Here is a 20204-nt window from a genome sequence, read left to right as displayed (position 1 = left end):
CCGCGGTCCCTGACGCGCGGGCTCCTCCTCCCGGCGGGAGGCCGGGCGCCCCGGGATCAGGTCAGGAAATCCGAGAACCCGCCGAGCGCCGCGCCCGTTTCCCGCAGCGCCGCCCGGCTCTCGGGAGCCACCAGGGCCGCGAGCTCCTCGGCGTAGGCGTAGCCTTGCGCCTCGCCCGGGAACCCGCCCCCGGTCGCCGGGTGGGCGTAGAGTTCGGTCAGCCCGTCCGGCAGGTGCCGCAGCAGGGCCTGGACCCGGGCCGGGTTCATGTGCCCGGACCACGCGAGGCCGAGCACGCCGTCGGGCGTCAGGAGCCCGGCCCGGCGCGCCCGCCACCGCAGCAGCGCCGCCCAGGGCGCGGTGTCGAGGGCGAGGCCGGGCGCCGCCGCCGGCTCCGCCCGCCGCAGCACGGCCCGGTCCTCGCGCGGCACGCGCAGGGACCGCATGCCGTAGTCGCGCCCGATCGCCAGCACCATCCCGGCGATGATCGGGTGGACGTGGAAGTGCTTGTGCGCGTTGACGTGATCGAGGGGCAGCCCGGTCGCCCGGTAGGCCTCGAACTGCGCCCGGATCTCGGCCGCGAGCTGGCGGCGGGCACGGGGCTTCAGGGCGAGGTCGAGGCCGAGACCGCCCATGTCGGCCCGCATCAGCCCGGCCCCGTCGGTGAGGTCCGGCAGCTCCGCCGCCGGCAGGGTCGGCCACGCCTCGACCATCACGAGATGCAGCCCGACCCGCAGGGACGGCAGGGCGCGGGCCCGCGCCACCGCGTCGGCGGCGGCGGGGGCCGACACCATCAGGCTCGCCGCCGTGAGGATGCCGTCGCGGTGCGCCCGCTCCACCGCCGCGTTGACCTGGGCTGAGAGGCCGAAATCGTCCGACGTGACGACGAGGCGCTTGCCCGAGGCCGGCATGGTCAGCATTCCTGCTCCGTCGCGGCGGCGTCCTCCGGCCGCGCGGCCGCCAGGGCGTCGCGGCCGAGCACCAGCGTCGCCCCGCCCTTGCCGCCCGACGGGGAGAGCGCCTGGAGCAGGCGCAGGTTCATCAGCTCGGGATTGCCCTTGAGCATCCGGGCCGCGTTGGCGAGGGAGCGCAGGGCCGCCTGCTCGCCGCGGGCGCGCTCCAGGGCCGCCTGGGATTCGAGGCGGGCGCGCTCGACCTCGGCGTAGAGGCGGCGCAGCTCCGGCGGCAGGGTGAGCGCCGTGAGGGTGATCGAGACGATCCGGCAGCCCGCGACCGGCTGCGCGAGCGTGCTCACGAGCCCCGCGCCGAGCCCCGGCCGGTCGGCCAGCATCGCCTCGACGCTGCGGGCGGCGGCGGCGTGCACCAGCGCGTCGGTGACGGCGAGCTTGATTGCCTCGCGGTGGTTGCCCTCGTGGGCGGCGCGCGGATCGATGATCTCGAAGGCGATCGTCGCCGAGACCCGGTAGAGCAGCCGGTCGGAACTCGTGACTTCGAGGGCGAAGAGGTGCTCGAAGGCCACGGAGCGCGGCAGCACCACCACGAGGCGGTCGCGCCGGCCCAGGGTGCGGTAGCGGCCCGGGCCGAGAACCCGGGCGAAGCGGCCGTCGATGTAGAGGAGCCCCTGCTCCCACTCGTGGATGGTCCGGCTCGTCCCGCCGGAGCGCCGCCACAGGACGGCCAGCACCAGGGCGCAGAGCACCACGCTCGTGAGGCCGAGGCCGATCGACGACATCCTCGCTCCGTCCGGCTGGATCACCCTCCGGCGCCACAGGGGATCGGACGGGGGCCCGAAACCCGCAGGGTCCGATCCCGGCTGCCCGAAGGCCGGCGCCGGAGGGCTTGTTGGGCTATCGAGCGAAGCCGGGAGGCAGACCCTTCGCCGCTGGCCGTGCCCGGTCGGGCATCGCGCGGCACTCGGACCCGCCGCCCGGACCCTAGCACGGGGCCGGGCGCCCCTGTCGAGAGGGCCGGACGCGAACGGCCGGGCTCGCGCCCGGCCGCCGTGACGACACGCTGACGGGGCCGCGCTTACGCCGCCTTGGCGCCGGCCTGGCGGTCGCGCAGGAAGTGCCAGAACTCCACGCCCTCGCGCAGGCGCCGCTTCATCATGTCGGGCGAGCGCACCATCTCGCCGACGATCGAGGCGATCTTCGGGGCGCGGAAGTAGAACTTCTTGTAGAACTCCTCCACCGAGTTGAAGATCTCGGTGTGCGACAGGTGCGGGTAGTGCAGCGGCGCGATCTGCACGCCGTTCTCGTCGACCAGCTCGGCGTTGGCGGCGTCGAGCCAGCCGTTCTCCACCGCCTGCTTGTACAGGAAGGTGCCCGGATAGGGCGCCGCGAGCGAGACCTGGATGGTGTGCGGGTTGATCCGGGTAGCGAACTTGATCGTCTCCTGGATCGTCTCCTTCGACTCGCCCGGCAGGCCGAGGATGAAGGTGCCGTGGATGGCGATGCCGAGCTCGTGGCAGTCCTTGGTGAACTTTTCCGCCACCTCGACCCGCATGCCCTTCTTGATGTTGTGCAGGATCTGCTGGTTGCCGGACTCGTAGCCGACCAGCAGCAGCCGCAGGCCGTTGTCGCGCAGCACCTTCAGGGTTTCGCGCGGCACGTTGGCCTTGGCGTTGCACGACCACGTCACGCCGAGCTTGCCGAGTTCACGGGCGATTTCTTCCGCGCGGGGCAGGTTGTCCGTGAAGGTGTCGTCGTCGAAGAAGAACTCCTTCGTCTGCGGAAACGCCTTCAGGCAGTACTTGATCTCCTCGATCACGTGGCCGACCGAGCGCGTGCGGTAGGTGTGCCCGCCCACCGTCTGCGGCCAGAGGCAGAAGGTGCAGCGCGACTTGCAGCCCCGGCCGGAATAGAACGAGATGTAGGGGTGCTTCAGGTAGCCGATGAAGTACTTCTCCATCTCGAGGTCGCGCTTGTAGACGCTCGTGACGAAGGGCAGCTGGTCCATGTCCATCATCACCGGCCGGTCCTCGTTGTGCACGATGACGCCCGACGCGTTGCGGTAGGACAGGCCCTTGATCTGGGAGAGGTCGCGGCCGTCCGCGACCTCCTTGCAGGTGAAGTCGAACTCGTTGCGGGCCACGAAGTCGATGGCCGGAGCCTTGTCCAGCGAGCCCTGCGCGTCCACCGCCACCTTGGCGCCGATCAGGCCGGCCTTGAGGTTGGGGTTGGCGGCCTTCAGCGCCTCCACGGTCGCCACGTCCTGCCGGAAGGACGGCACCGAGGTGTGCAGCACCACGAGGTCGAAGTCCTTGGCCTGGGCGGCGACGTCGGCGAGCTTCAGGTTGTGGGGCGGCGCGTCGATGAGCTTGGAGTTCTCGACCAGGGCGGCCGGCTGGGCGAGCCAGGTCGGATACCAGAACGACTTGATCTCGCGCTTGGCCTGGTAGCGCGAGCCCGCGCCGCCGTCGAAGCCGTCGAAGGTGGGAGCCTGGAGGAAGAGGGTCCGCATCGGGTTGGTCTCTCGAAGGTGGGGCCGCGGAGGCGCGGCGAGGTCAGGCCGTGGGAGCGCCGGATTCCCGCGCGAGGCCCGGCTCCGGAATGAGCGTGCCGTCAGCTACGACGCGATAATCATGACCTTTCCAAGTCACGGCACCGGAGACGAAGCACCAGACGAAGCCTGCGAAGGACAGCATGTCGCGAATCGGCAACAGCCAGTAGGCGTGCGGGCTCAGGCCGAAGGCCCGCTCGACGCGCCAGCACAGGATGATCCGGCAGGTGAGCGCCAGGGCGGCCACCATCATCCCCTGCGGGCTCGAATCGGGCACCAGCGCGCCGATCAGCGCCAGCGGGAAGGCGTGGGTGACGAGGGTGCCGGCATAGCCCGCCGGGTCGAGGTTGCGGATGGTGCGGTTCCAGCGCGTCTCGTGCCGCCACAAGTCGCCGAGCGAGGTGTCGACGCAGGTATGCCCGATGGTGAAGTTCGGGATGGCGATGCGCCCGCCCTGCCCCGCCCGGGTGAGCGCCGCGCCGAGCGCGTAATCGTCCGCGAGGTCGTCCCGCACCGCCTCGAAGCCGCCGATGGCCTGGAGCGCCGCGGTGCGGAACGCGATGGTGGAGCCGAAGCAGGGTTCGGCCAGCCCGAGCGCCGTGCCGACCAGCACGTTGGGCAGGAACTGCGTGTCGATGGCGAGGCCCGAGAGCTGCGCCCAGGCGGTCTTGTGGGCGGGCACCCCGTGGTAGAGGCAGGTGACGGCCGCGACGCCGGGCTGCGCCAGTTCCGCCACCAGCCGCTCCAGGTAGTCGGGGGCGACCACCATGTCGCTGTCGGCCAGCACCACGATCTCGTGGGCGATCAGGCCCGCCATGTTGATGAGGTTCGAGACCTTGCGGTTCGCGCCGTGCTGGCGGGCATCCACCACGAGGTCGATGCGCAGCCGCGGATGCTCCGCCCGCAGGCGCTCGACCACGCCGATCGCCGGGTCGGCGGCGGTCTGGACGCCGAAGATGACCTGGACCGGGCCGGCGTAGTCCTGCCGGCAGAAGGTGGTCAGGTTCTCGTACAGGTTCGGCTCCGCCCCGCAGAGCGGCTTCATCAGGGTCACGGACGGCCGGGGCGCGCTCGGCTCCAGCACGGGCCCCGGGCGACGCGCGAGGCGGCCGGCGAGCCACGCGGCGGCGAGCGCGTAGAGGCAACCCGCGACCGCGAGGCTGAGAAAAAGGGTCGAGATCCAGAAGGATTCCATGGGTTGGTCCGAGGGCGTGCCGGCCGCCGGGGGCGGCGGGAGAGAGGTGGCGGGAGGCGCGAGAACCCCGTCAGGGCTTGGCGTCGGCCGCGGGCTTGTCGGGCGTGGCGGGCGCGGAGGTCGTCGAGGCTGGTGTGGCGGGGGCCGGCGGGGGCGGCGCCGCCAGCATCGTGGCGGTGGTCTTGCGCAGGAACTCGAGGAGGGCGTCGGGCCCGCCGGACTTGAGCTGCTCGCCGAAATTCGTGCGCAGCGTGCCCGCCTCGCTCACCGTGCCCTGAAGGTAGACGTCGGTGATCCGCCCCTCGGCGTTGGTCACGTAGTCGACGGGTGATTCCTCCCCGCTCGCCTCCGTGACGGTGCTGCGCACGAGCCGCCCGCTGCCGCGCGGCTCGCTCTTGGGCTGGACGGTGAAGCGCGCGCCCGTCGCGGCGCTGAGGCGGGTGGCGTAGGTGGCGGTGAGGTAGGGACCGAACGCCTCGACCAGGGCCGTCTGCTTGGCCGCCGGGATGTCCTTCCAGCGCGTGCCCACCGCGAGGCGCAGCATCGCCGGCAGGTCGAAGGATTGCGCCATCGGCCCGGACAGCACCGCCGCCCGGCCGGTCACGTCGGGGCGCTTGAGCGCCTCCTGGAACGCCTCGGTCATGCGCGTGACCGAGGCCACGGCCGCGTCCTCGGCCGCCAAGGCCGGGCTGAGGACCGGGCCGATGGCCGCAAGGCCGGCCGCGGCGAGGCTCGCGCGCAGGATCTCGCGTCGATTCGGCACTGGCTCAATCTCCCCTGGTTGCGTCGCCGGCCGGCCGGCCGGCCGCGCCCGCATAGCCGTAAGCCGGGGCCGGATCGAGGCGCGCGGGATCGAGAACGGAGCGCAGCGACGAGCCGAAGCCGGAGCTCGGCTCCGGCGCGGACCCGGCGGCCGGCGCCGCTTCGAGGGCGTGCCAGAGCAGCAGGCTCGGCAATCCGACCGCGAGGTCGGCGAGGCGCTTGACGAGGGAGAGGGCGAGCGCCGCCTCGGCGGGCACGCCGAACACCGCGCAGAGCGCGATCAGGCCCCCCTCCTGGGCGCCGAGCGCGCCGGGCACCGCGAAGGCCGCGCCGCGCACCGCCTGGGCGAGGCTCTCGATCACCACGGCTTCCGGAAAGCCGATGTCGTAGCCCATGAAGCGCAGGACGACCCAGACCTCCAGGGCGCCGATGATCCAGCCGATCATGTGCAGGCAGCCGGCCGCCAGGATGCGCCGCGGGCGGCCGTAGAGGCCGCGCAGGCACTCGTAGAGCACCTCGACGGCGCCGAGCGCCTGCCACTCGCGCCCGCCCGCGAAGCGCTGCAGCACGGTCTGCACGAGGCGGTGCCCGGAGCGCCGCTGCACGAGGTAGAAGGCGCCGAGCGCGGGTGCGGCGACCGCGAGCCCGGCCGCGACGGTGTGCACGATCGGCCCGTCGCCCTCGAGCCACACCAGGATGCCGAGCCCGAGCACCGTGAACAGGAACTGCGTGCCGGCCTGCACCATCAGGTCGACGAGCATGCCGGCGCCCGAGAGCCCGCCCGAGACGCCGCGCTGCGCCAGCAGGCGGGCGCCGATCAGGTCGCCGCCGACCTGCGCCACCGGCAGGAGCGTGTTCACGCCCTCGCGCACGAAGCGCACGTCGATGCAGGCCCGCAGGGACGGCCGGGCCGCGGCGGGGAAGACCACCCACCAGCCGAGGCCCGCCCAGGCCACCGCGACGAACCGGGCCAGGATGACGAGCGCCACGCCCCAGCCGGCGGCCCAGGCGGCGGCGGCCACCGCTTCCGGTCCCGACGACACGAACAGGCCGACCACGGTGCACAGACCCACGACCAGGGCCAGTGTGGTGAGATGCTTCATGGTCCTCTTTCTGTCGCGACAGCCTGCACCGCCACCCGAATAGGCGCGCTATTCGTGCAACGGGTGCGGTGCAAAGCATCGGCGCCCCTGGGCCGGACGTTGCAGCTCCGCCACGCCTTGTCTATCACCGCCCGGACACAGTGCTGGGTAAACCAGCCGTGCGGGCGGCTCGACCAAGATCGACACAGGTCGCCGCAAGTTTTTGGCAATGCGCGATTTTTCCCGCCTGCTGGCGAAAACCGCCGGGACGCGGGCGCGCCCGACAGCGACCGATTTGCAACGGCCGCAAGGGGGATGACAGGTATGGACCGGGAGACGACCATCGACAGCGGGCACGAGGTGCTCGACGAGGCCGCCGGCCGCGAGTTTCTGAGCGCAGGCCCCGCCCGCCCGCCTCAGCCCCAGTCGCCCGTGATGGCCTGGAACGAGTGGGATCCGCTCGAAGAGGTGATCGTCGGCAGCCTCGACGGCGCGACCATCCCGACCCACCACCTCACGGTGATCTTCAACCTGCCGCGGGCCGCCCAGCCGTTCTACCGCTTCGCCTCGGGCTGGCGGTACCCCAAGTTCATGAAGAAGCTCGCCCAGCAGGAGCTGGACGGCTTCATCAGGATCCTGGCCGGCGAGGGCGTGAAGATCCGCCGGCCCGACTCGATCGACTTCTCGAAGAAATTCCGGGCGCCGCGCTGGTCCTCCCGCGGCTTCTGCGTCGCCTGCCCGCGCGATCCTTACCTCGTGATCGGCGACGAGATCATCGAGAGCCCGATGTGCTGGCGCTCGCGCTACTTCGAGGGCGACGCCTACCGCGCGCTGTTCAAGGAGTATTTTCGCAATGGCGCCCGCTGGACCTCGGCGCCGCGGCCCCAGCTCACCGACGACCTCTACAATTACGACTACCGGGTGCCGAACCTGAAGGCCGGCGAACCGATGCAGTTCACGGTCAACGAGTTCGAGCCGGTCTTCGACGCGGCCGACTTCGTGCGCTGCGGCCGCGACCTGTTCGTGACCCGCTCCAACGTGACGAACCTGATGGGCATCGAGTGGCTGCGCCGCCACCTCGGCTCAGGCTTCCGCATCCACGAGATCGAGAGCCGCTGCCCGCAGCCGATGCACATCGATTCCTCGTTCATGCCGCTCGCCCCCGGCAAGGTGCTGGTCAACCCCGACTACATCGACGTCGAGAAGCTGCCGGCGGTGCTCAAGAAATGGGACGTGCTGATCGCGCCCCGCCCCGACCCCGTCGAGGGCTTCATGAGCAAGATCTCGATGTGCTCGCCTTGGACCTCGATCAACGTGCTCGCCATCGATGAGAAGAAGATCGTGGTCGATTCGAGCCAGCCGACGTTGATCAAGGCGCTCAAGGACTGGGGTTTCGATCCGATCCCGACGCCGTTCCTGTCCTACGGCCCGTTCGGCGGCTCGTTCCACTGCGCCACGCTGGACGTGCGCCGGCGCGGCACGCTGAAGTCGTACTTCTGAGCGACGCCCGGACGGCGGCCCGCGCTCACGCCGGCCGCCGTCCGGTCCCCATCGGGGATCGCGCCCCGGGATCGGGCTCGGGCCGGTCCTGCGCCTGAGGCGGTCGGGCGCCGCCCGGCGCCCAAGGCTGCTGCATCCGAAGGCGTTGCGTTCGGATGCGGCGCCAAGTCCTTGTTTCTCAAATCCTTTCATCGATCTCTCTTGCGCCGGGCCGGCGTCGGCGCAGCGCCAGGCCGTCGCCCGCATGCGAATCCTCGTCCTCGGTGGCTACGGCCTCGTCGGCTCCGCCGTGCTCGCGCGCCTGATCGAGGCGGGCCACGCCGTACTGGCGCTGGGGCGCGACGTCGGCGCGGCGCGGCGCCGCGTCCCCGAGGCGACCTGGATCGCGCGGGACATCGCCACGCTCACCGAGGCCGCCGCGTGGCATCCGGTCATCGCCGGCTGCGAGGCAGTCGTGAACTGCGCCGGGATCCTGCAGGACGGCCCGCGCGACGACGTGCGCGCCGTGCAGGAGACCGCCATGCGGGCCCTGTTTCGGGCCTGCATCGAGGCGGAGATTCGCAAGGTCGTGCAGGTCTCTGCGGTCGGCGCCTCGTGCGACGCGCGAACCGCCTTCATGCGCACCAAGTCCGCGGCGGACGCGGATCTCGCCGGGCTCGACCTCGACTGGACCATCCTGCGCCCGGGCCTCGTCCTCGCCCCCACCGCCTATGGCGGGACCGCCCTGCTGCGGGCCCTCGCCTCCGTCCCGCTCGTCACACCGCTCGTCGGCGGCGCGGGGTCGATCCAGACGGTCCACGTGGACGACGTCGCCGAGGCCGTGCGCCTCGCCGTCGAGGACCGGGTGCCGGCCCGGGCGCGCTACGATCTCGTGGAGGAGGAGGCGCATTCCCTGAGCGACGTGGTCGCGGCGTTCCGCGGCTGGCTCGGTCACCCGCCGGTCAAGGCCGTCACCGTGCCGCGGCCCCTCGTCCGGCTGGTGGTCGGGCTGAGCGACGGGCTCGGCCGGCTGGGCTGGCGGTCGCCGTTGCGCCGCACCGCGCTCGTGCAGGTCACGGAGGGCGTCACGGGCGATCCCGGTCCCTGGCGGCGCGCCGGCGGGCCGGTGCCGTCCGGGCTCCGGATGAGCCTCCGGCGCCTGCCCTCCACGGTGCAGGAGCGCTGGTTCGGCCGGCTCTGGCTCCTGAAGCCGGTCGTCGTCGGCGGCTTGGCGCTGTTCTGGCTCGTCTCCGGCCTCGTCGGTCTCGCCCGGTTCGACGCGGCGGCGGCCGTGCTCACGCAGCGCGGCGTCGGGGCGGGAGCCGCCGGTGCCGCGGTCGCGGCCGGGGTCGCGCTCGACCTCTCCCTCGGGGCGGCGATGCTCGTGCGGCGCACGATGCCGCTCGCCGCCCTGGCGATGGTCGGCGGCACGCTCGCCTACCTGGCGGCCGGGACGGTGCTGGCCCCCGACCTGTGGGCCGACCCCCTCGGCCCGTTCGTCAAGACGCTGCCCGCCGCCCTCCTGGCGCTGGTCGCCCTCGCGCTCGCCGCCGAGCGCTGACGCCATGCCGTGGATCGACCTGCTGCGCTGGCTGCACGTGATCGGCGCGACGGTGCTGTTCGGCACCGGGACGGGCATCGCCTTCTTCATGCTGGCCGCCCACCGCACCCGCGACCCGGTCCTCGTCGCACACGTCGCCGGCACGGTGGTGATCGCCGACGCGGTGTTCACGGCCACCGCCGCCGTGCTGCAGCCGCTGACCGGCTACGGCCTCGCCCGGCTGGTCGGCTGGCCGCTCACCGAGGGCTGGGTCCTGCTCTCGATCGGGCTCTACGTCGGCGTCGGCCTGTTCTGGCTGCCGGTGGTGCGGATCCAGCTCCGCCTGCGCGACCTCGCGCGGGACGCCGCCGCCGCCGGGCAGCCGCTGCCGCCCGCCTACGACCGGCTCTTCCGGATCTGGTTCGCCTGCGGCTGGCCGGCCTTCGCGGCCATGCTGGCGATTTTTTGGCTCATGACGGCCAAGCCGGCCCTGCCCGGCTGAGGAGCGGCCCCGCCCTCACGGCCGCCCGGCGGTCGGCCCCCGGTCGGACCAGTCCGGCGGCAGGCCGAGGGAATCGCCGATGATGCCGTCGACTCCGGGCGCGCGGCCGAAGGCCTGGCAATCCGGATCGCGGGGCATCTCGCCGAGCACCGTGACGCGGACGCGGTCGTAGGTTGGGAGGGTCAGCTCGGCCTGGAACGGATCCTCGCCGGTGGCGAGCAGGTAGCCGAAATCCTGGCCGAAATCGCCCGCGAGGTCGTAGGCGTCGGACCCGAGGGAGAACCGGGCCTGGTTGGTGAAGGAGTTGGCCGCGCCCGCCCAGACGATGGCGGCGCGCTGCTGGCGGCGCGCATCCAGCGCCTCGGCCTCGACGGTCAGGTCGCCGAGCCCGATCGGCAGGCGCGGGACCGGCACCTTGCCGACCGTGTCGGCGAAGCCGACGCCCACCTGGGCGGCGATCGTGATCGCCGCGGAGGCGCCGATGGTGACGCCTTGCGCCGGCACGTTGCTGAGGCCGACGCGGGTGATCGAGGAGCGCACGGTCAGATCCGCCGGCCCGGACGAGACCACGTCGTAGCGCAGGGAGAGTTCGTAGCAGAGCGCCCGGTCCGCCGCGTTGGCGATGACACGCCGCTCGACCGGCGTGAGCGCGGGGCCCGACACCGATTCCGGGAAGGCGGTGGGGATGATGCGCACGGTGCGCACGCCGGCGAGCGCGGCCCGATCGACGAAGAGCCGCGACTTCGAGGCGGTGGTGTCGCTCGCCGACAGGCGGTCGTAGCGGGAGATCAGGCCCGCCTCGGTGACGACCGGCGTGCCGCATCCGGCACTGGCCAGGAGGGCGGCCACGGCCCCGATTTGGACGGCCCGCGCCCTCAGGACAGCCTTGCGCACCTTCCGCATTCGCTCGATTTCCCGGATGAAGGGACCGGCCCGTCCCAAGAGGCGCCGCGGGTCCGCAGGCGGACGCGACGCGGCAAGCCTAGCCGTTCGGGCCTCGCCGGAGAAGCGTGCGCGCCCCGGGCGGGCCGCTTCGGCCCGCGCTGTTACGATTCAGCCACATGCGGGCGGGCCGCGGCTCAGGCCGTGCGCGTCGCCCGGCGCCACGCCGCAAGCCCGATCCCGAGCGCCAGCGCGACCTGCAGGAAGCTGCCCTCCCCGAGGTAGCGCGTGCCGAATTCGAACTGCACGGCGAGGCGCACGAGGAGCCCGAGTGCCATGAAGGCGAGGCACGCGGCGAGGGCGGCGAGGAGGAGCGCGACGAAATCGTTCATGGCTCTTGAGCCCGGACGAGGGATCCGAGAGGGGACCAAGCAAAGGCTGCGCCAGCGGGGAGCCGGGAGACGGGCGCCGGCCCGCCGCCTCAGGCCGGCCGCGTCGCCTGCATCGAGGGACGCGCGTCGAAGCCCTCGAACCACGTCGCGGCGGCGGGCGCGCGGGCGCGCCAGTCGAGGTCGGCGAAGCGCAGGTCGAGGTAGCCCAGCGCGCAGGCATACGTGATGATGCCGATGTCGAGGCGCTGGCCGAAGCCCGGGGCCGCCGCTTCGATCACCTGCAGCGCGCTCTCGATCTTGGCGTGCTGGCCTGCCACCCAGGCCTCGGAGCGCTCGGTCTCGGCCCGCACCCGGGATTCGTAGACGACGAGCAGCGCCGCATCGAGCAGCCCGTCCCCGGTCGATTGCGCGGCGAGCGCCGCCCAGCGGGCGGGACCGGCCGGGGGAAACAGCCCGCCCTGCCCCAGATGGTCGAGGTACTCGCAGATCACCCGGCTGTCGGCCAGCACCGTGCCGTCGTCGAGGAGCAGGGTCGGCACCTGCCCGAGCGGGTTCTGCGCCACGATTCCCGCGTCGCGGTTCACCGGGTGCGCGGCGGCCGGCAGCCGCTCCAGCCGATCGGCGAGGCCGAGTTCGAGGGCCGTCACCATCACCTTGCGCACGAACGGCGAGGTCTGCGAGTGGAAGAGCTTCATCGGAGTCTCCGGGGACGGTGGCGCGGATCGGGTCGGCGCCGGGCCGGCGTCAGCGCCGCGCCGGCGGTTTGGCCGCGCCGGGGGCCGTGCCGGTCGCGGCCGGGCGCTCGGCCGGCGGGCGCGGTGTCTCGGCCCCGAGGCGCCGCACCGGCCAGCCGTCGCTCCACCGCTCCATGTCGGTGAAGCGGGGGTTGTTCTTGAGCGCGGTGGCGTCCTGGCCGGCGAAGGCCGCGGCCGCCGCCATGTCGAAGGTCTTCCAGTAGGCGAGATAGTCGAGGCTGTCGGTGCCGGCGGCGTTGATCTGCGCCACGAGCGTGGTCTGCTCGCCGGTGAGCGCCATGTCGGCCGACCACCGGAAGGGCGGCGGCTTCTGTTTGGGGTCCCGAGGAGCCGCTTCCTTGGGCGGCTCGGGCGGCAGCTTGATCGCGGCGGCGTCGTAGGCGGTGTTGTTGCCCGCGGGCGAGGCGAGCGTGGCCGAGAGCGCCGGGAAGCCGTGGTCGTCCGAGAGCGCCCGCAGGAAGAGCTTGCGGTCGGCCGGCACGCCGCTCGCCTCGCGCAGCAGGCGGCGCGCCGCGAGGTCCGCCGCCCGCGCGTCCCGGTCGCCGATCACCGTGACGATGAGCGTGCCGGGGGCGATCCGCGCGAGGTCGTGCAGGGCGATGCCCCGGGCCTTGTCGTCCCGAGCGATGCCGCCAGGCATGGCCCCGAAGATCAGCCGCGGCACCGGAAGGCCGGTCTCGGTGGCGTGCGCGGCGAGGTTGGCGGCGATCGGCACGCCGGCCAAGTGGCCGATCAGCGCCACCCGGGTCATGTCGGGCTTCGCCTCGGGATCCGTCGCGAGAGAGGCGAGCGCGTCCTTGACGAGCTCCGCCGCCAGCGTGCTGGCATCGGCCGGGCGGGTGCGGTTGACCTCCTGGAAGCGCGGGAACAGCACGAGCGAGCCCGACTTGGCGAGGTGCTCGATCCAGGCCCCGTAGGCCTGCGGGTTGGTGGCGCCCCAGGCATGCAGGAACACCACCACGGGGCGCCCCTGCGCGGGGGCGGGCGTGGCGGCGTAGAACGCGAAGGTCACGGCCCCCGCGCGGCCGAGCGCCCGTTTGGTGACGGTCTGGCCCGCATAGGCGGCGCCGCCCGGACCCTCCTTGGGCTGCGGGGGCGGGGTGGCGGCCTCGGCCCCGCCCTGCGCCGCGGCGAGGCCGAGCGTCAGCAGGACGACGCGGGGAAGGCGGAGCAAGGGGCGCATGGACGAGGAGGCGGGGGAGCCGGGCCGACGATCCGCCCAACCGACACTGTTTCGGAGCCGATCACAAGGCCTCGTCGGCCCGCCCGCTGCCGGTTGCGCGGCCCTGTCGCTTCCGCGGTACAGTTGTCCGGGTGCCGGCGCTCAACCGCGCTGGCCTGGCGCTCAACCGCGCTGGCCTGGCTCCGGATCGGTCGGGCTCAGGTGGTCGATGAGCCGGTTCAGCTCATCGGGCACCGGCTCGTCGACCACGTCGGTGTAGAGGGCCCGCAGATCGTGCCCGAGTTTGGCGAGCAGCAGGGCGTCGGCCAGCGACGTGGCCGTCGCGTGCGTCTGTCCAAAGCTGGCTGCGTGGTTGCTCGGAATCAGCTTCATCTGCGGTCTTCGGGCGGCTGCCCTGTCTCCCCCGTGAGAGGCCCGGCCCTTCGGCCGATGGGCGGAATGACTCAGGAAATCACGAGTCACAACGCGGCTCGGACGGGTGGGTTGCGCAGCATCCGCGATGATCTCGCGCCCTGCTGCTCTCGCGAGCATTGACCCTGACGCCGCACCCGATGCCCGATAGTAGGAGGATGCAGGCGGCGTCGACGTGCGCGCCCGCACGGGCGGCCCGGGCGAACCCGCGGGTCATCTTGGAGAGTCGGGAGACGGCTTTTCCTCGACGCGACGCCTACCCGGCGTTCGCGTCTCCGACGGGAGAATTCCCGCTGTGATAGCCGGCCGCCTGCTCGACGAGGGTCAGGATGTCGAGCGCCCGCCACGGCTTGGGAATGAAGGTCGCGGACATGCGCAGGTCGCTCGGTTGGTCGCCCGCATCGCCCGAGGTGAGCAGCACATGCACGCGCGGCCACGTCACGCCGATGATGCGCGCCAATTCGAAGCCGCCGATCGGTCCGGGGGTTCTCACGTCGGAGAACACCACGGTCACCTCCTCGCCCCGCTCGCGCAGGATCGCGAGCGCCTTCTCGGCGGTCTCCGCCTCGATGACGCGGAAGCCCGTCTCCTCGAGGAGCGTGGCCGCGAGGAAGCGCTCCTCCGGCTCGTCCTCGACGACCAGGATCACGGGTTGCGTCTTCGCGCCGGCATCGCTCATAGGCATGGAACGGGCGTCCGGTCCAACGGTTGCATAGGGCCGCGCCGATCCGAGACGGCGCTCACGAAAGCTTGACCACAGACGCATCATCCTGCCCTTGATGGCGTGAATCAAGGTCCGGCGGGCCTGCGCCGGGGCTTGGGCGCGCATGTGTGCCGTCGCGGGCACGCTTCCTCCTGCGGCGCGGGTGCGCATCATGGGAGCGAGGTGGGCGCCAGCAAGGCAGCCGGCGCCCCGGCCCATTCACGATTGCGACAATGTGGCCAAGGTCGACGGCCGCCGCGGGGGCGCGGAATTGGCAGTCCCGAGCAAAGGTCACGCGCTCAAGCAGCCCGGACGAGTCCCGCCCGGGCCGCTCGACGAGGATCCGTGCGGGCCGGGCTGCCTCAGGCCGCCGCGGCCTTGCGGCTCTTGGCCGGCCAGCCGAGGCTGACGAGGCGCTGCTTGGCGTGCTCGCGCACCTCGTCGCGCAGGCCCGGCGCCAGGGCGGCGAGGACGCGCTGCGTCTCGGGGTCGAGCATCAGGTCGGTCACCGCGTTGATGCTCTTCGCCTTGTCGATCCGGGCCTTGAGGTCGGCCTCTGCCGAGGCGCCGTCGAGGGCGGGCGCGGCGGCCGTATCGGGCATCTCTTCTTCGGACAACTCCCCGGCCGCCTCGGGCTGCGGCGCCGGCTCGGTCCGGCCGGCCTGGGCACGCGCCGGCTGGAGATCGGGGCGGGAGGCCTTGAACTCGTCCGCCTCGTCCTCCGAGTAGAGCAGGCCGTGCAGGCCCGCGAGCTTGAGGATCACGCGGTCCTTGGCCCGCTTCTCCGCCATCGCGAAGACGTAGGCCGCCTGCTTGCCGGAGACGCGGTAGTTCACGCCGATCAGCGCCTCGCCGATCGACCACTCGGTGCGGTCGCCGTTCGGCCCCGGCATATGGCCGGTGACCAGGATCACGGCCTCGTCGCGCTCCGCCCGCACGATCACCGGCGCATCGAAGCGGATGCGGGCCTGCACGGCGATGCGCTCCAGCGCCTTGTGGTAGATCACGGCGGTGCCCTGCACCCGCCAGACGTTGCCGGCCAGCGGCTCACCGTAGGTCGCGAGGATCTCCGCGATCTGCTTGTCGGTCGTTGCGCTCATGCGATCGATCTCACCTGCTCGAAGGCGGCCGGGGGTGCGCTGAGGCGCCTGCGGCCACGGCGATTCTTGTAGCACGACGCCTCGCGTTGAGCGAGTGTTTTCGCCGGATTTCAGGAAGCAAAGCCGCTCCGGCGGCGCGCATTTTGTCCCAGCCCGCAACGCCTATCCGGAGCCGATCCGTGGCAAGCTCCAGACGATGACGCCCGGGCTTATCGTCGTGCGATTATGGCGCCGTTGACCGGCAAGAGTGTGTTCGCTAATCGTTCTTGTGAACTGGTGCGGCGAGATCTTTGTGCGTGGGCGATCCCTGCCTGCGCGCCGCCGCGTTTCCGGGAGTGCCCTCCGGCCATGAGTGCCCCTCGCCCGCACGATTCCGCCCTGTTGCTCGACCGGCCGGGGACGCGCCGCAGCGCGGTGCGCCATGCTCGCCGCACCGGCGCGCCGGCGCTCGCGGCCCCGCGCATGGCGCTGGTGGCCGACTTCTTGGCGATCGCGGCCCTCGATCCGGCCGTGGAGGCGCTGCGCCCCGGCCCCGCGCCGGCGCGGCTCCTCGTCGGGGACGAGAGCGTGGAGCACGCCGCCGATTTCGAGCAGACCCGCACGGACGAGCCGGGCCTGCTCGTCGACGTGGTGGCGGAGGCGGATCTCGCCCGCCATCCCCTGCGCGTCGCCTACGTGGCGGGCGAGACGGTGGTGGCCGAGGACGGGCGCCGCTTCGTCATCGAGAGCGCGGCCTCGCTGCGGGCCGAGCCCCGGATCTCCACGGTGCGGCTGGTGATGGCCTGCCGCCGCACCTTCGTGTCGGCGGGCGACCGGGTGCGGATCCTGCACTACCTCGACGAGTGCGGCACCGGCCGCCTCGTGGAATGCGCGGCGGTGGTCCAGAACGCCCCGGACGGCGTCGCCGCCGTGCTGGCGCTCGCCGTCGAAGGCCTGCTCGCCATCGACATCGGCCGCCCGATCCTGCCCGAGACTCCGGTGCGCCGCCGGCCCCTGCCCGCCGCGGACCCGTTCGGCTTCTGAACCCCGGCCGGGTTCAGACGTGCACCGGCCCGTCCTCGACGTCCCGCCGGCCGGCGGACAGGCCCACCGCCAGAAGCCAGCCGTAGAAGGCCGCCACCGCCCCGAGCACCAGCCAGCCCGGCAGGGGGCCCAGCGCCGCGTTGCCGACGATCTCGCCCACCGAGTGGACCATCTCGCCCCGGCCCGCCTCCTGCAGCCGGGCCGAGGTGATCTTGAGCACCCAGGCGAGCGCCAGGATCACGAACATCCAGCCGTAATTGCGCCGCAGCCGCCGCGCGAAGGCATCCGCCAGGGTGACGTGGAACTGGGGCTGGCGCAGGTCCGCGCCGAGCGCCGCCGGCCAGTCGGCCGACGGGTCCGGCCGCGGGGCGAAGACCTGCGCGTAGTAGCAGCGCTCCAGCCGGCGCACGCGGTGGCGGTAGACGTCGAAGAAGCGGTAGCGCCGGGCCTCGATGCCGAGCAGCAGCAGCACCAGGAGCATCGCGAACAGCAGCACGCCGTGATGCGCGGTCGGGGTCGAGAGCGACACCGACAGCATGGCGGCGATGACCGTGATGGCCCAGTTGGTGGTGCGGTCGATCCGGTCGCGCCAGCCCGCCATGCGGGCGATCTCGGCCCGGTGGTAGTGGGCGAGCACGGTGATGATCTCGGCGGGCGTGCGCGGATACGGGACCGGCGCCTCGGCGGCCCCGCGCGCGGTCTCCGGCCCGGTCGTCATGGCGCTCCCTCCCCGTCTCTCCCGGGCCGGATCCGGCCCGGGCGCATCATGGCGCGAGGGGGCGCGGAAGCTGAAGCCCGAATCACCCCGCCCGACGCGCCACAGCCTCCTCCACCAGCGAGCGGATCGCCGCGCGCACCGGCTCCGGGGTGCCGTCGCGGGCGAACTTGGCCTCGATCTCCTCACGGATCAGCGCGCCGTCGTCGCTGCGGGCGAGGTCGGTGGCGGTCTCGGCGCGCAGGAGCGACACGAAGGCGCTCTCGACCGGCGCCGCCTCGGGCCGGGCCGGGGCCACCTGGCGGCCCGTAAGGTCGAAGACGTCGGGGCGGTGCGGCAGGGGCTCGGGCTTGAGCGAGAGATCGGGCGCGACGATCCAGGCGGCGGGCTCGTGGGCCAGAAGATCGACCGAGCCGCGGGTGATGGTGCCGGGGTTGAACCAGAGCGTGCCGCCGATCCCCACCGGCCGGTGGCGCTTGTGGACGTGGCCGTTCACCGCCAGCGCGCAGCCCGCGATGGCGTGCGGCGGCACGGCGCCCGGATAGCCCGCTCCGAAGGCGAGGTCGTGGTGGGTGAGCCAGACAATCGCCTGCGTTCCGGGAAAAAGGCCCCGCACGTCGGCGGGGATCGCCTGCCCGTAGGGCGTGGCGCCGACGCCCACGACCCGGCCGCCGAGGTCGAACCGCGCGGCGGGGCCGGATTCCGGCACCGCGTCGAGCACGTCGCTGAGCGCCAGCACCGCGAGGCTGTCCCCGTCCGAGAGGCGGGCGTGGCGGATGTCGTGGTTGCCCACGTTGGCGAGCGGGCGATGGCGAAAGGCCTTCAGGATCCGCACGAGGCGCGCCTTCAGGCTCTCGTCGGGCTCCACCGGGTGCTCGAACAGGTCGCCGAGCAGCACCGGCGCGAGATCGCGCGCGTTGGCGAGCGCGACGCAGTGTTCGAGCTTGGCCAGGATCGGGCCGGGCCAGTCCGGGTCCTTGCGCCGGCCGGGCTTGCGCGAGGAGACGTGCGGATCGCCCACGAGCAGCAGGCCCGCGCAGGCGAGCGGGGCGGCCTCCCAGCGTTCGGACCCGAGGATCATGCGGCCTCCGGATGGGCGGGGCCGTGGCGATGGCCGTCGAGGAGCGTGCCGGCGACGGCCGGGCCGCCGCAGGCCGGGCAGCGCCCGCCGGTCCGGGCGAGCAGCGCCGCGGTCTCGGCCTCGATCTCCGCGAGGCCCGCCTGCGCCTGCGCGACGCGCCGCTCTGCCGCCGCGAGCCGGTCCGCCAGGGCGGCGAGCCGCGCGGCGTGGCTCACGGCTGGTCCATCGGGCGCGAGCGCGGGCGCCGCCGGCAGGTCCGCGAGCGACCGCGCCCGGGCGCGGGCACGGGCGAGGTCGCCCAAAAGGCGTGCCAGGGCGGCGGCGTGACGCTCGGGCGCCGCGCTCGGGCGCAGGATGGGTGCCGCCGGCAGGTCCGCCAGCGCCGCCGCCTGGGCGCGGGCCGCCGCGAGGCCGCGCGCCGCGGCGCTCAACCGCCGGGCGACGCCCTCGCGGTGGCGCGCCTCGGCGAGGGTGCGGCCGAGATCCGCCACGGCCTCGGGCGGGGGCAGCGCGCGCACGGCCTCGGCCCGCGCCAGCGCGGCCTCGCGCCCCTCCGCGAGCTGGCCGAGGAGGAGCGCCCGCGCCTCGATCGCCCGCAGGCGCTCCGCCCCCTGGGCGAGCGCGCCGGCCTCGCGGCGCAGGCCCGCCACCGCCGGGCCGAGCGCGTCGAGATCCACGAAGGGCGCCAGCCGCTCGCCCAGGGCCGCGAGGCGTCGCTCGCCCTCGCGCACCGCGCGCTGATCCTCGATGATCCGCTCGCGCTGGAGCGCCTGCATGTCGCGGACGTAGCCCGCCTCCCGGCCGATCGAGAGCACGGCGGAGCGCTTGGGTGCTTTTTCGCCGAGCAGGAAGACCGGGAATTTCTGGTGGGCGACGTGGACCTCCAGCTCCTCCACCCGGGTGATGCCGAAGAGGCGGTCGACCCAGTCGGGCACGTCGCGTCCGCCGGTCTCGCAATGCGTCCCGTTCTCGACCACCACCGACCCGTCGGGCTCGTGCAGCGACCACAGGTTGACCGGGCTGCGCTTCGGCCGGCGCACGAAGCGCAGCGTGCGCCCGTCCGCGACGCCGATCTCGATCCGGGCGGCCGCGGCGCCGGCCCGCACCAGCCCGTCGCGGGCCTCGCCGTAAAACACCGCCCGCAGCGCCCGGATCACCGTGGACTTGCCGCGGTTGTTGGGGCCGATCAGCGCGTTGACGCCGGGGCCGAGCGGCAGCGTGGCGTCGGCGAAGCCCTGCACGTCCACGAGGCGGATGAAGCGGAACCCTGCGTCGCCGGGCGTCCACGCCGCCGCGCAGGCCTCCGCCGGCCCGTCGACGAGGACGCCGCTCTCCGGGTGGCCGCCGATCCGGCTCACCTGCGTGGCGCTCCCGAAGCCCGTGACGTCGTGGTGCGAGATGGCGAGGCATTGCAGCCCCAGCCGCGCGGCGCCGTCCTCCAGCACCCGGTAGAAGGCCGGCACCCGGTCCGGGGCGATCCAGCAATCGGCCTCGTCGAGGGCGATGAAGCGCCCGACCCCGGCCTTGACCACCGCGATCAGCCGCAGGCCCATGCCGACCACGTTGGTCATGGCCCCGCCGTTGTCCTCCAGCACGTCCTCGCGCCCGCCGTCCGGGCGCAGGAGGCCGATGTCGAGGGCCGGCAGGCCGCGCTCGGTGGAGAGGTCGAGCGAGACCGGCTTTTCCCCCGGCAGCACCTCCTGCACCAGGGCCGAGAGCAGCGTCTCGAAACGCGCGAGGCTGCGCTGGTGCACCTCCTGCTGCAGGTCGCGCAGGCAGGCATCGATCGCGTCGCGCAGGTCGAGCCGGCCCTTGGCCGCCGCCACCGTGCGGATCAGCGCGTCCCGCTCCTCGCAGAGGGCCGCGCGGCGCGCCTCGGCGAGGCTCAGCGCGCGGGCGAGGCGTTCGGCCGCCTCCGCCGCCTCGCCGGGGCGCAT

The 20204-nt window shown here is 73.3% G+C and carries 20 protein-coding genes; 4 read left to right on the top strand and 16 right to left on the bottom strand.

All coding sequences use genetic code 11. From position 1 onward, the window contains the following. Window positions 1–56: 56 nt before the first annotated feature. The 6 genes from hpnK to ACKUB9_RS23250 all read right to left on the bottom strand — a co-directional run bounded on the left by hpnK (window position 57) and on the right by ACKUB9_RS23250 (window position 6522). Window positions 57–911, bottom strand: coding sequence for a hopanoid biosynthesis-associated protein HpnK (gene hpnK, locus ACKUB9_RS23275; protein WP_407527355.1), 855 nt, complete (start codon window positions 909–911; stop codon window positions 57–59). 2 nt (window positions 912–913) lie between these two features. Next, a complete protein-coding gene (locus ACKUB9_RS23270) occupies window positions 914–1693 on the bottom strand; it encodes an SPFH domain-containing protein (protein WP_407527166.1) in 780 nt (259 codons plus the stop codon). A gap of 296 nt (window positions 1694–1989) precedes the next feature. After that, window positions 1990–3423, bottom strand: coding sequence for a hopanoid biosynthesis associated radical SAM protein HpnJ (gene hpnJ / locus ACKUB9_RS23265; protein ID WP_407527169.1), 1434 nt, complete (start codon window positions 3421–3423; stop codon window positions 1990–1992). Window positions 3424–3466: 43 nt separating this feature from the next. After that, a complete protein-coding gene (gene hpnI, locus ACKUB9_RS23260; protein ID WP_407527172.1) occupies window positions 3467–4657 on the bottom strand; it encodes a bacteriohopanetetrol glucosamine biosynthesis glycosyltransferase HpnI in 1191 nt (396 codons plus the stop codon). A 70-nt stretch (window positions 4658–4727) separates the two neighbouring features. Next, on the bottom strand, window positions 4728–5420 hold the full coding sequence (locus tag ACKUB9_RS23255; RefSeq protein WP_407527174.1) for a Tgt2/MlaC family protein: 693 nt from the start codon (window positions 5418–5420) through the stop codon (window positions 4728–4730). Window positions 5421–5424: 4 nt separating this feature from the next. Beyond that, window positions 5425–6522 (bottom strand): flippase-like domain-containing protein, encoded by a 1098-nt coding sequence (locus ACKUB9_RS23250; protein ID WP_407527177.1) that lies wholly within the window; start codon window positions 6520–6522, stop codon window positions 5425–5427. 303 nt (window positions 6523–6825) lie between these two features. Between ACKUB9_RS23250 and ACKUB9_RS23245 the strand changes: the two genes are divergently transcribed. The 3 genes from ACKUB9_RS23245 (at window position 6826) to ACKUB9_RS23235 (ending at window position 10022) form a co-directional block, all read left to right on the top strand. After that, window positions 6826–8001 (top strand): amidinotransferase, encoded by a 1176-nt coding sequence (locus ACKUB9_RS23245; RefSeq protein WP_407527180.1) that lies wholly within the window; start codon window positions 6826–6828, stop codon window positions 7999–8001. A 244-nt stretch (window positions 8002–8245) separates the two neighbouring features. Then, window positions 8246–9541: an SDR family oxidoreductase gene (locus ACKUB9_RS23240; protein WP_407527182.1), complete on the top strand. Its 1296-nt coding sequence runs from the start codon at window positions 8246–8248 to the stop codon at window positions 9539–9541. Between the two features lie 4 nt (window positions 9542–9545). Continuing rightward, window positions 9546–10022, top strand: a complete 477-nt coding sequence (locus ACKUB9_RS23235) for a DUF2269 family protein (protein ID WP_407527185.1) — start codon at window positions 9546–9548, stop codon at window positions 10020–10022. A gap of 15 nt (window positions 10023–10037) precedes the next feature. Here the strand turns inward: ACKUB9_RS23235 and ACKUB9_RS23230 are convergent, their stop codons facing one another. The 7 genes from ACKUB9_RS23230 to ACKUB9_RS23200 form a co-directional block, all read right to left on the bottom strand. Then, window positions 10038–10925: a DUF3313 domain-containing protein gene (locus ACKUB9_RS23230; protein WP_407527188.1), complete on the bottom strand. Its 888-nt coding sequence runs from the start codon at window positions 10923–10925 to the stop codon at window positions 10038–10040. A gap of 176 nt (window positions 10926–11101) precedes the next feature. Then, a complete protein-coding gene (locus tag ACKUB9_RS23225; protein WP_407527191.1) occupies window positions 11102–11296 on the bottom strand; it encodes a hypothetical protein in 195 nt (64 codons plus the stop codon). A gap of 89 nt (window positions 11297–11385) precedes the next feature. Continuing rightward, window positions 11386–11991 carry a glutathione S-transferase family protein gene (locus ACKUB9_RS23220; protein WP_407527193.1) on the bottom strand — a complete coding sequence of 202 codons (606 nt, stop codon included), beginning with the start codon at window positions 11989–11991 and terminating at the stop codon, window positions 11386–11388. 49 nt (window positions 11992–12040) lie between these two features. After that, window positions 12041–13234 carry an alpha/beta hydrolase family protein gene (locus ACKUB9_RS23215; RefSeq protein ID WP_407527196.1) on the bottom strand — a complete coding sequence of 398 codons (1194 nt, stop codon included), beginning with the start codon at window positions 13232–13234 and terminating at the stop codon, window positions 12041–12043. A gap of 162 nt (window positions 13235–13396) precedes the next feature. After that, window positions 13397–13606 (bottom strand): NepR family anti-sigma factor, encoded by a 210-nt coding sequence (locus ACKUB9_RS23210; protein WP_407527199.1) that lies wholly within the window; start codon window positions 13604–13606, stop codon window positions 13397–13399. Window positions 13607–13901: 295 nt separating this feature from the next. Continuing rightward, window positions 13902–14324 carry a response regulator gene (locus ACKUB9_RS23205; RefSeq protein ID WP_407527358.1) on the bottom strand — a complete coding sequence of 141 codons (423 nt, stop codon included), beginning with the start codon at window positions 14322–14324 and terminating at the stop codon, window positions 13902–13904. 386 nt (window positions 14325–14710) lie between these two features. Further along, window positions 14711–15448: a trna delta -isopentenylpyrophosphate transferase gene (locus tag ACKUB9_RS23200; protein ID WP_407527202.1), complete on the bottom strand. Its 738-nt coding sequence runs from the start codon at window positions 15446–15448 to the stop codon at window positions 14711–14713. A 348-nt stretch (window positions 15449–15796) separates the two neighbouring features. Between ACKUB9_RS23200 and ACKUB9_RS23195 the strand changes: the two genes are divergently transcribed. After that, window positions 15797–16471, top strand: coding sequence for a hypothetical protein (locus tag ACKUB9_RS23195; protein WP_407527205.1), 675 nt, complete (start codon window positions 15797–15799; stop codon window positions 16469–16471). A 13-nt stretch (window positions 16472–16484) separates the two neighbouring features. Here the strand turns inward: ACKUB9_RS23195 and ACKUB9_RS23190 are convergent, their stop codons facing one another. From ACKUB9_RS23190 to ACKUB9_RS23180, 3 genes are all read right to left on the bottom strand, one after another. Then, window positions 16485–17189: a DUF2270 domain-containing protein gene (locus tag ACKUB9_RS23190; RefSeq protein WP_407527207.1), complete on the bottom strand. Its 705-nt coding sequence runs from the start codon at window positions 17187–17189 to the stop codon at window positions 16485–16487. A gap of 82 nt (window positions 17190–17271) precedes the next feature. Then, window positions 17272–18267: a hypothetical protein gene (locus tag ACKUB9_RS23185; protein ID WP_407527210.1), complete on the bottom strand. Its 996-nt coding sequence runs from the start codon at window positions 18265–18267 to the stop codon at window positions 17272–17274. Continuing rightward, window positions 18264–20204: an AAA family ATPase gene (locus ACKUB9_RS23180; RefSeq protein ID WP_407527212.1), complete on the bottom strand. Its 1941-nt coding sequence runs from the start codon at window positions 20202–20204 to the stop codon at window positions 18264–18266. Before ACKUB9_RS23180 ends, ACKUB9_RS23185 begins: the two co-directional genes overlap by 4 nt.

Origin of the sequence: Methylobacterium oryzisoli (assembly GCF_046557895.1) — a bacterium.
Taxonomy (GTDB): Bacteria; Pseudomonadota; Alphaproteobacteria; order Rhizobiales; family Beijerinckiaceae; genus Methylobacterium; species Methylobacterium oryzisoli.
Note: the sequence above shows the minus strand (reverse complement) of the source record. Positions and strands in the feature narration are given on the sequence as shown.